The sequence below is a fragment of the Streptomyces sp. genome, assembly GCF_050698815.1.
Lineage (GTDB): Bacteria > Actinomycetota > Actinomycetes > Streptomycetales > Streptomycetaceae > Streptomyces.
In genome coordinates this window covers 1-7,989 of the sequence record NZ_JBOHCV010000092.1, presented here as the reverse complement: position 1 = coordinate 7,989, position 7,989 = coordinate 1, and the positions used below count along the sequence as shown (strand labels likewise).

General features: G+C 70.6%; 3 protein-coding genes and 2 pseudogenes. 1 reads left to right on the top strand and 4 read right to left on the bottom strand.

The window, feature by feature from the left end:
- Positions 1–45: 45 nt before the first annotated feature.
- The 3 genes and pseudogenes from ACRDP3_RS03655 to ACRDP3_RS03645 all read right to left on the bottom strand — a co-directional run bounded on the left by ACRDP3_RS03655 (position 46) and on the right by ACRDP3_RS03645 (position 6,624).
- The gene (locus tag ACRDP3_RS03655; RefSeq protein ID WP_431515341.1) at positions 46–5,064 is read right to left on the bottom strand and encodes an NAD-glutamate dehydrogenase; all 5,019 of its coding nucleotides are present in this window, start codon (positions 5,062–5,064) and stop codon (positions 46–48) included.
- A 295-nt stretch (positions 5,065–5,359) separates the two neighbouring features.
- A complete protein-coding gene (locus tag ACRDP3_RS03650) occupies positions 5,360–6,046 on the bottom strand; it encodes an HAD family hydrolase (protein ID WP_431515340.1) in 687 nt (228 codons plus the stop codon).
- Positions 6,047–6,104: 58 nt separating this feature from the next.
- Positions 6,105–6,624, bottom strand: a pseudogene (locus tag ACRDP3_RS03645) (DUF6912 family protein).
- Between the two features lie 317 nt (positions 6,625–6,941).
- Here ACRDP3_RS03645 and ACRDP3_RS03640 point away from each other — a divergent pair.
- Positions 6,942–7,466 carry an Rv3235 family protein gene (locus ACRDP3_RS03640; RefSeq protein WP_431515339.1) on the top strand — a complete coding sequence of 175 codons (525 nt, stop codon included), beginning with the start codon at positions 6,942–6,944 and terminating at the stop codon, positions 7,464–7,466.
- 123 nt (positions 7,467–7,589) lie between these two features.
- Here the strand turns inward: ACRDP3_RS03640 and ACRDP3_RS03635 are convergent.
- Positions 7,590–7,989 (bottom strand): annotated as a pseudogene (locus ACRDP3_RS03635) (preprotein translocase subunit SecA); the annotation flags it as partial.

The window sequence follows — 7,989 nt, the reverse complement described above, 5'->3', positions numbered from 1 at the left end:
GCTCACGGTGTGGCCGTACGGGAGGCAGACCCGCTCTGTGCGCTGTCAGCGGTTGCTGCGCAGCAGCGTGCGCATCGTCCGCATGGCGACCGACAGGTTGGCCAGGTCGAAGGTGTCCGACGTCTGGATCTCGTCCAGCGTGGCTCGCGCGCGAGAGAGGATCGTGGAGTTCTTCGCCTCCCACGCCTCGTACCGCTGCTCCGGAGTGGCGCTGCCGTCGCCCTCGGCCAGTACGTCCGCCGCGATCAGCTGATGCGCCGCGTACAGGTCTTCCCGGATGGCCGCACGTGCCATGGACTGCCAGCGGTCGGCGCGCGGCAGTTCACTGACGCGCTCCTGGAGCTGGGTGACGCCGAGCCGGTCGGCGAGGTCGTAGTAGACGGCGGCGACGTCCATCAGCCGCACGCCCGTACGGTCCGTGACCGCGACCACGTCGAGCCCGGAGAAGGCCGCGGAGAAGCCCGCCACCCGCAGTGCCAGCTCGGTCGGTACGCCGGCCCCTTCCAGCCGGTCCAGGATCGACTGGTGCCACTTGCGGTCGTCGCCCTTGAGCAGCTCGGGCAGTTCGGCCCACACCTGGGCCACCCGTTCGCTGAACAGCTCGATGGTGTCGGCGAGCAGCAGCGGCTGCGGCCGGTTGTTGAGCAGCCAGCGGGTGCCGCGCTCGACCAGCCGCCGCGACTGGAGCCGGATGCTGGTGAGCACCTCGGCGGCGACGACGTTGTCCAGCGCCTCGGCCTGGTCCCAGATCTCGCCGAGCCGGAAGATCGTGCGGGCCGCGGTGTGCGCCCGTACGATCTCCTCCGTCGAGGCGCCCGACTCCTCCTTCATGCGGTGCAGGAAGGTCGAACCGCCGGCGTTGACCGTGTCGTTGACCAGCAGGGTGGTGACGATCTCGCGGCGCAGCGCGTGCCCGGTGATCTCTTCGGGGAACCGCTCGCGCAGCGCCCGCGGGAAGTAGGCCTGCGCCAGCTGCTGGACGTACGGGTCGTCGGGCAGCTGCGTCTTGATCAGCTCCTCCGTCACCGTGATCTTGGTGTACGCGAGCAGCACGGCCAGTTCGGGCTGGGTCAGGCCGTGCCCGCCGGCCAGCCGGTCCCGGATCTGCTTGTCGGTGGGCAGGAATTCCAGCCCGCGGTCGAGCCTGCCCTCCTTGCCCAGCCGCCGCATGTACCGCTGATGGGCCTGGAGCAGGCTGGGGGCACCCTCGATGGCGTTGCCGAGCGCGGTGTTCTGAGCGTAGTTGTTCCGCAGGACGAGCTCACCGACCTCGTCGGTCATCTCGGCCAGCAGGGCGTTGCGCTGCTTGACCGTCATGTCGCCGTTCGCCACGACGGAGTTGAGCAGGATCTTGATGTTCACCTCGTGGTCGGAGGTGTCCACGCCCGCGCTGTTGTCGATGGCGTCGGTGTTGACATGGCCGCCGTTGAGGGCGAACTCGATCCGGCCCAGCTGCGTCAGACCGAGGTTGCCGCCCTCGCCGACGACCTGCACCCGCAGGTCCTGGCCGTCCACGCGGATCGCGTCGTTGGCCTTGTCGCCGACGTCCGCGTGCGTCTCCGTCGACGCCTTGACGTACGTGCCGATGCCGCCGTTCCACAGCAGGTCCACCGGGGCGCTGAGGATGGCCCGCATCAGCTCGGCGGGAGTCATCTTGGTGACGCTGCCCTCGATGCCGAGCGCGGCCCGCACCTGCGGGTTGACCGGCACGGACTTCGCGCTGCGCGGGTGGATCCCGCCGCCCGCGGAGATCAGCGAGGTGTCGTAGTCCGCCCAGGAGGAGCGCGGCAGGTCGTACAGCCGGCGGCGCTCGGGGTAGGAGGTGGCTGCGTCCGGGTCGGGGTCGAGGAAGATGTGCCGGTGGTCGAAGGCGGCGACCAGCCGGATGTGTTCGGACAGCAGCATGCCGTTGCCGAAGACGTCGCCGGACATGTCGCCGACGCCGACGGCGGTGAAGTCCTGGGTCTGGGTGTCGTGGCCCAGCTGGCGGAAGTGCCGCTTCACGGACTCCCAGGCGCCGCGCGCGGTGATGCCCATGCCCTTGTGGTCGTAGCCCGCGGAACCGCCGGAGGCGAACGCGTCGCCGAGCCAGTAGCCGTACGCTTCCGCCACTTCGTTGGCGATGTCGGAAAAGGTGGCCGTGCCCTTGTCGGCGGCGACCACGAGGTAGGTGTCGTCGCCGTCGTGCCGGACGACGTTCTCGGGGTGCACGACATCTCCGCCGACCAGGTTGTCGGTGATGTCGAGGAGACCGGAGATGAAGGTCCTGTAGCAGGCGATGCCCTCCGCCAGCCAGGCGTCCCGGTCGGCGCCGGGGTCGGGCAGCCGTTTGCCGACGAAGCCGCCCTTGGCGCCGACCGGCACGATGACCGTGTTCTTGACCTCCTGCGCCTTGACCAGGCCCAGGATCTCCGTGCGGAAGTCCTCACGCCGGTCGGACCAGCGCAGTCCGCCGCGGGCGACCTTGCCGAACCGCAGGTGCACGCCCTCCACCTGCGGCGAGTACACCCAGATCTCGTACTCGGGCCGGGGAGCGGGCAGATCGGGGATCTGCTGCGGGTCCAGCTTCATCGACAGGTACGCGTGCGGCCCGGCCGAGGGGCCCTTGAGTCCTGGGCTTCCCGGGCCGGTGGTCTGGAAGTAGTTGGTGCGCAGCGTCGCCCTGATGACGGTCAGGAACGCGCGCAGGATGCGGTCCTCGTCCAGGCTGGCCACCTGGTCCAGGGCGAAGTCCAGCTCCTCCAGCAGGCCGTCGGTCAGCTCGTGCCCGGCCCGCGCGTGACTGGGGTCCAGGCGGGCCTGGAAGAGGTTCACCAGCAGCCGGGTGGTGTGCACGTTCCGCTGGAGGGTGTCCTCCATGTAGCTCTGGCTGAAGGTGGCGCCCGCCTGCCGGAGGTACTTCGCGTACGCGCGCAGCACCATCGCCTGCCGCCAGGTCAGACCGGCCGACAGCACGAGGGAGTTCAGCCCGTCGTTCTCCGCGGCACCCGTCCAGACGGCGGTGAAGGCGTCCTGGAAGCGCTCCCGCGCGTCCTCGGCCAGTCCGCGGCCGGGGGGGCCGGGCATCCGCAGCCCGAAGTCGTAGATCCACGCCTTGGTGCGGTCGTGGCAGCGCAGCTCGTACGGGCGCTCGTCGACGACCTCCACTCCCATGGCCTGCAGCGCCGGGAGGACGGCCGAGAGGGAGACGGGGTCGCCAATCCGGAAGATCTTGAAACGGCGCTCGCCGGGGCCGGCGCCCACCGGTTCGTACAGGCTGAGGGAGAAGTCGGTGGGACCGCTCTCACCGCGCTGGAGCCGGTTGAGGTGCTGAAGGTCGGCGACCGCGGCGCGGGGCGGGAAGTCCGCCTTGTACCCCTCGGGGAAGGCGTTCGCGCTGTACTGGTGGCCCAGCTCGGCGGCCTGTTCCTCGCCGAACTCGGCGGTCAGCGCCTCCATGTAGCCGTCGGCCCAGGAACGGGCGGCCTCCGCGAGCCGCGCCTCGATCCGGTCGGCCTCGGCGTCGGACAGTTCCGGCAGCTGCGCGCCCGGCTTGAGACGGATGACGAAGTGCAGCCGGGAGAGCACCGATTCGGTGTTCCAGACGGTGAAGTCGACGTTGATGCCGCCCAGTTCCTCGGTGAGGATGTCGCTCAGCCGCAGCCTGACCGTCGTGGTGTAGCGATCGCGCGGCAGGTAGACGAGCGCCGAGTAGTAGCGCCCGTACTCGTCCCTGCGCAGGTACAGCCGCAGCTTGCGGCGCTCCTGCAGATACATCACCGAGGTGGCGATCGAGCGCAGCTGGTCGGCCGGGATCTGGAACAGCTCGTCGCGCGGGTAGGTTTCCAGGATCTGCAGCAGGTCGCGGCCCGCGTGGCTGTCGGCCGCGAAACCGGCGGAGGTCAGCACCTCGGCGACCTTGCGGCGGATCACGGGAACACGGCGCACCGACTCGGTGTAGGCGGCGGAGGAGAAGAGGCCGAGGAAGCGGCGCTCACCCACGACGTTGCCCTCGGCGTCGAACTTCTTCACGCCCACGTAGTCGAGATACGAGGAGCGGTGCACGGTGGCCCGGCTGTTGGCCTTCGTCAGCACCAGCAGCCGGTGCTCGCGCGCCTTGGCGCGGGCGTCGGCCGGGAGGCGGCTGAAGGACGGCGAGACGGGGTGGCCGGTCCCGGAGTCGCCGGGCTCGGCGTGCCGCGGGTCGGCACGGAGAATGCCCAGCCCGGTGCCGGGGAGGGGCGTGAGGGTCAGCTCCTGGTCTGCGTCCGTCGCCTCCTCGGACAGCTCGTACTCGCGGTAGCCGAGGAAGGTGAAGTGGTCGTCGGCGAGCCAGCGCAGCAACTCGCGGGACTCCTCGACCTCCTGGACGAGCAGATCGTCCGCGCGCGGCTCGGTGGCCAGCTCCTCGGCGATGCGCAGTGCGGAGCCGCGCATCTTCTGCCAGTCCTCCACGGCCTCCCGCACGTCGGACAGGACGCGCAGCAGATCGTCGTTGATCTGCTTGAGGTCGTCGCGCTCGGTCTCGCGGTCGATCTCGACGTGGATCCAGGACTCGGTGACCGCGTCCTGCGGCAGTTCCTCGCGGACCGTCTTCGCACCGGGGCCGGGAACGAGCTTGTCGCGGCCCGCGTCCAGCACCTCCAGCAGCTTGCCGGCGACGTCGCGGCGGACGATCACCTGGGGGTGGATGACGACGTGGATGCCGCGGTGCTGCCGGGACAGCTCATTGGTGACCGAGTCCACGAGGAAGGGCATGTCGTCGGTGACGACTTCGATGACGGTGTGGGTGCAGGTCCAGCCGTTCTCGTCGACCGAAGGGGTGTGCACCCGGACGTTGGCGGTGCCCTGGGGTCGGTCCTGTGCCAGCCGGTAGTGAGCGAACGCCGCTCCGAGGATGTCGACCGGGTCGCGGTCGGTGAGGTCCTCGGGCGCGGTGTGCAGGTAGTAGCGCTGGAGGAACGCCCGGAGGGAACCGTTCTCGAGGCCCCGGACCGGGTGTTGTCCCCCGTCAGGGCCCTGTTCAGCTACCCGGACGGCCTCTGCCAGCCGCTCGGCCTTTGCTTCTTCCAGCTTGGTCTGCATGTCCTCTGGCTCCTGTCGCGCGCCGTTGCGTGACGTTGATATTGCGGGCTTGCGGGGCACGGCGTCGGAACGCGGGGTGACCGCATGGGGTCCGGCGCGCGCCGTGCGAGACGACCAGCGGCGGCCCGGGCGCTGTCGCGCGGTGGGCGCACGGCGGAGGCGGCGGCGCCCCCGAGAGATATCGCGCTGATCACGCCCGCAAGGCTATCGTCCCTTTGCCGGGAGCCGTCATGGACCGTATGTGTACAAAAACGAGGGACGGCTTTGGACGAAGTGGACAGTGCGGACTGCGGTGTCACCGGTGTCCGTTGGCTATCCACTCGGCCGCCTCGACGGCGTCGGCGAGGGTGTCGACCACGGGCACCCCGGCTGTCTCCAGGCTGGCGCGACTGTGCGAACCTCCCGTGTAGAGCACCGCGTGAGCGCCCACATGCGCGGCGGCCAGCGCGTCGTCGACCGCGTCGCCGATGACGACCGTACGCGCCGCGTCGATACCGTCGAGCGCCAGCAGATGCCGCTCCATCTGCGCTGCCTTGACGCCGCCGGACGGGCCCGTCGCGCCGTCGACACGGACGAAGTGCTCGGTGATGCCGTGTGTCCGTACCAGCGGAACCAGCCGGTCGTGCGGCGCCAGCGAACACAGCGACTGGGTGCGCCCGGCGACCTTCTGCGCCGCGAGCAACTCGGCCGCGCCCTCGGCCAGACCGGCCTCGCGCGCCCGCAGCCAGTAATGCCGGTGGAAGGCCTTGTCCATGACCTCCCACTCCTGCTCACTCGGCAGCCGTCCCAGCAACCGCTCGTAGAACCGCGGCACGGGCACGCAGTACAGCTCGCGATAGCGCTCCAGCGTGATCGGGTCGAGGCCGAGTTCCGCGAAGGCGGCGTTCGTCGCACCGATGACGGCATGGATGTCGTGCAGCAGTGTGCCGTTCCAGTCCCACACGATGTGCGCGGACCGGCTGTTCCTCCCACCCGTCACCATGACGACGACGGTACGTCCGGGGACTGACAACGCGATACCGAATTCACGGCGTCCCGCCTCATCCCTGCCCGAGCAGGTACGGGATCTCCTGTGTGGCGTACCACAGCAGTTCGTGGTCCTCGGCGCCGTCCACCGTGAACCGCGCGTCGTCATCGCCCATGTCGGCCGCGCCCAGCGCGTCCGCCGCCGCGGTGACGTCCGGCTCCGCGTCCTCCGCCCTCCACATGCACCGCCGCCGCCTTCGACAGCGGAACGGGTCCCTCGATCCGCACCTCGCCGAGGGACTCGCGGTCCAGCCCGTGGTCCGGGTCGAAGACCGCGGCGCTGTCGGCCACGTCGAGGGCGAGAACCACCCGTCGCCGGATCACGCCCGGCTCGGTGGCCAGCAGCCGCAGTGACGCCTGAGCGGCCCGGTTGAGAGCGGCGTACTCCAATTCCTCACTGTCGTCGGAGACATACCACTCACGCAGTCCGGGCGTGACCGCGTACGCCGTGGTCGCCCCGGGTCCCTGCGCCAGCTCACCCGCCCGGTGCGCGTCCCGGAGGGCGGTAAGGGTCAGGGGGACATAGACACGCATGGCTGCCGCTTTCGTGTATCGCCGGACGGTCTGCACCGACAGGATACGGTCCGCCGCGCGGCCGCTCCCCGCGCCGCCGTCGCGCGAAGCCGCAGGTGAACGCAGCTCACCGTCACCTTCGTGGCGCACCCTCGTCCGGATAGGTGAAGGGCCGACGACGGCCGCCGCGCCGTCGGTGACACATTGCGACCGCGCGATCACAAGCGCTACAACTTGAGCGAAGCTACTGCCGAGTATCAAAACCCGGCGGCTTCGCTGATCACGGATCACCTGCACATCAATCCTGTACGTCACTCACGGGGGACCCCATGAATGCCATGCCCACGCCACCCGCTCGACCTGCCGCCACACCCGCCTCCGGGCGCGGCCGCAAGGGGCCGCCCGGACGGCGGGACTCGCGGCGGCCAGAGCCCCAGCGGCAGCGGCAGCAGCGGGCCGGCGCAGCCACCGCCCGCCCGTCGGACTCCGCGCTCCGCGCGGCCGCCGCACGGGAGCGGGAGCGGCAGCCGCCCTTCTGGTTCGCCAGCCGGCTCGTACTGGTCCTCAGCGGGCAGCGACCGGTCCACAGCCTGCTGCGGCACACTCGGAGCTCCGCCTACGACCAGCTGACCGGACTGGCCACGCACGCGCCCCTGCGCCCGCGCGGAGCGGACCGCAGCAGCCCGGCGGTGCTGGAGGCGCACGGCAGCCGGCCCCGGGACGGGGTGATCGAGGCCTTCGCGCGCATCGTCACCGGCGACCGGCAGCGGGCCATGGCCTTCCGACTGGAGCTCTGTCCGGACCACCGATGGCGCTGCGCGGCCGTCGAGCTGGACGGCCGCTCGGCAGCCGGCCGGCAGTGAACGGAGAGACCGGCGGTGTCAGACAGAAGGGCTGGGGCCCGCCACCCGTCAGGACGGCGGGACCCAGCCCGTACCTCAGCGCTCGTTCGCGACAGTGCTCGATCGCTACGTGTCGCGGGCGGCCTACTTCTTGCGCCGCTTGCCCTTCTGCGCCTTGCGGCGCTCCGCCCGGGTCAGACCGTCCGCGGCGGAGCGGACCGGCTCGGCGCCGGTCTCCATCTCGCCCTCCTCGACGCCGCCCTCGGCGGTCGGCGCGGAGTAGTGCAGCCGGTCCGGGCGCTGCGGCGCTTCCAGGCCCTTGGCTCGGATCGCCGGGGCGCCACCCGTGGCCGCGCCGGCGGGCACCGCGCCCTGCGGCTCCTTCTCCAGCGGAGCCTTGGGTCCCGCGAGCCGCTCGTCCTCCACGGGGACCTCTTCGACCTGCTGCTCGACCTGGACCTCCAGGTTGAACAGATAGCCGACGGACTCCTCCTTGATGCCTTCCATCATGGCCTGGAACATGTCGAAGCCCTCCCGCTGGTAC